At 66.8% G+C, this 2,603-nt stretch carries 2 protein-coding genes; both read left to right on the top strand.

From position 1 onward, the window contains the following. Positions 1–668 precede the first annotated feature (668 nt). On the top strand, positions 669–1,226 hold the full coding sequence (locus ACTM82_RS08860; RefSeq protein ID WP_441055863.1) for an IS110 family transposase: 558 nt from the start codon (positions 669–671) through the stop codon (positions 1,224–1,226). Positions 1,227–1,387: 161 nt separating this feature from the next. Next, a complete protein-coding gene (gene istA, locus ACTM82_RS08855) occupies positions 1,388–2,512 on the top strand; it encodes an IS21 family transposase (RefSeq protein WP_441055865.1) in 1,125 nt (374 codons plus the stop codon). The last annotated feature ends 91 nt before the right edge of the window (positions 2,513–2,603 follow it).

Below are 2,603 nucleotides of genomic sequence, written 5' to 3'. Positions count from 1 at the left end.
TCCGATCTCCCGGGGCCGGCCGATCCGGCCCTCAGGGTATCGGGTTCCCACATTCATCCGCACATGTACGGATGAATGTGGGAGGTGTTCGGATAAAGTTGATAATCAAGGCTGTCCGGCAATTGCAGGAGAGCGAAGGGGACCAACATCGCGTCGAGGATGGCCGCGATATACTGGTCGGCACCTGACCGGCGCTTCAACCGAGACCTCGCGCCCTCGCATTTTAGACGATAATGCCCACAAAGCAGATGCTCGCGCTCCCTCTCAAGGCGATCGATTTCCGTGAGGTAGCGACCGATCGCCATTTGGTGTTAGACGAATCCGGGGTCCCAGACCGCCTCCGGCGAATTCTCCAGGTCTGCAAGGTACCCCTCAAACTCAGCGATCCCATTGTGAGCTTCTTTCATTCTCCCCGAGAAGGTCTTCGACTTCAGCTTTTCCGACAATGGGGTCCTTCGAATTGAAGCCCTTGTATACAACCCAAACTGGATGTGACTGGAAAACAGCGCGCTGCATCCGCCGCACCTTCTTGAGCGACGATGGCGCATGAAAGACGATATGAGTTGAACATTGGGAGCCCCTCCCCTTGTAGCTCCTTCGTGGGTCGGGCGACAATGGTCGTAGCACCAACCGTGGCCGCGCGCCACATGCGACTGAGGAGGGGCTCCATGTCCAATTATGTCACAGCCATCGGTCTCGACGTCCACGCCCGCAGCATCAAGGCCTGCGCCCTCAACCCCATGACCGGCGAGGTCCGGCGCGCCTCCTTCGGCTACGACCCCGCCGCGGTCGCCGAATGGGCCCTCGGCTTCGAGTCGCCGATGGCCGTCTACGAGTCCGGCGCCACCGGCTTCCACCTCTGCCGCGCGCTGCGCGCCCTCGGCCTGGGCTGCGCGGTGGGCGCCGTCTCCAAGATGCAGCGCCCGGCGGCGGACCGCGGCAAGACCGACCGGCGCGACGCGGAGTTCCTCGCGAGGCTCCTCGCCACGCGCAACGTCGCGGAGGTGTGGGTGCCCGACGGGCGCACCGAGGCCGCCCGCGACCTCTCCCGCGCGCTCGCGGACGCCCGCGACGACCTGCAGCGCGCCAAGCAGAGGATGTCGAAGTTCCCGCTGAGGCACGGACACGTCTTCGACGAGTCGACGCCGACCGGCAGGCGGAAGGGCAACTGGACCCGCGCGCACTGGCGGTGGGCCGACTCGATCGAGTTCGGCGAGCCCTGTTGATGTTCACTAAGAAGTGGTCCGAGTGATCACTGGGAAATGAGCACCGTGAGCACGAAAAATTGAGCAGTTTAAGCAAGAGGGCCGCGCCCCGGGGACCGGGGGCGCGGCCCTCGCCGTATGGTTTCCCCGGGCGGTTACTTTGGCGAGCCCGCCCGGGAAGGATGGAGGAGATGACCGTGCCCCTGGACACAGTGAATGATATACGGTCGATGGATGCCGCCGGGCGCTCGAGGTCCGAGATCGCCCGAGTGCTCCACGTGAGCCGGAACACCGTGGCGAAGTACGCCGACATGGAGGACATGTCGCCCGCCGCGCCGATGCCCCGGAGGAGGGGCAGGCCCGCGCTCGAGGGCAACGAGGAATGGGTCGCGGGCGTTCTCGAGGCCGACCTCGGGGCCCCGAGGAAGCAGCGCCACACCGCCAGGCGGATCTACGACAGGCTCGTCGCCGAGCGCGGCTACGGCGGCTCGTACTCCACCGTGCAGAGGTTCGTCCGCGAGCTCAGGCTCGCCCGGGCGGCGGCGGGCGGAGAGGGGTACCTCGAGCTCGAGTGGGCGCCCGGCACCTGCCAGGTCGATTTCGGGAACTTCCGCGCCGCGGTCGGCGGGAGGACCCTCGACCTCAAGCTGCTGGTCGCGACGCTCCCGCACTCGAACGACCGGCAGTGCGTCGCCCTCATGTCGCAGAGGTCGGAGTGCCTGTGCGCCGGGCTGCTCGAGATCTTCCGCCGCTGGGGCCGCGCCCCGGCTGCGATGGTGCTCGACAACGCCACTGAGGCGGGCAGGATGGTGCGCGGCGAGGTCGCGGAATCGAGGCTGTTCTCGCAGTTCAGGGCCCACTACCGCTTCGAGAGCCGGTACTGCAACCCCTATTCGGGAAACGAGAAGGGCTCCGTCGAGAACGCCGTGGGGTTCCTCCGGCGCAACCTCCTCGTCCCCGTGCCGGCGTTCGGCACGCTCCCCGAGCTCAACGCGTTCCTCGCCGAGGGATGCGCGAGGATCAACGCGGAGTCGCGCTGCCGCGACGGCAGGCCGCACGGGGAGGCCTACCGGGAGGACCTCGCCGCCATGCGCGCCCTTCCCGGCGTGGAGTTCGACGCGGTGAGGTGGATCACCGCCCGCGCCGACAAGCGCGGCTACGTCGAGGCCGACGGGCGCGAGTACGTCGCCGGGCCCGCCTGGCACGGGCGGAGCCTGCTCGTCGGCATGCGCGCGACGACGGTGGAGATCCTCGCCGACCGCGGCCGCCGGGTCGCCGTCCTCCCCAGGGTGTTTAGGGCAATCTGATTGTTGCTAGTGCGGCACCCATTCTTTTCATCTACGGAAACGAAAAATTTCAGAAAAGGCAAAGGCATGCCGACCAGCTAGGCCTACCGTT

Source organism: Collinsella sp. HCP3S3_E5, assembly GCF_052067635.1.
Lineage (GTDB): Bacteria > Actinomycetota > Coriobacteriia > Coriobacteriales > Coriobacteriaceae > Collinsella.
Note: the sequence above shows the minus strand (reverse complement) of the source record. Positions and strands in the feature narration are given on the sequence as shown.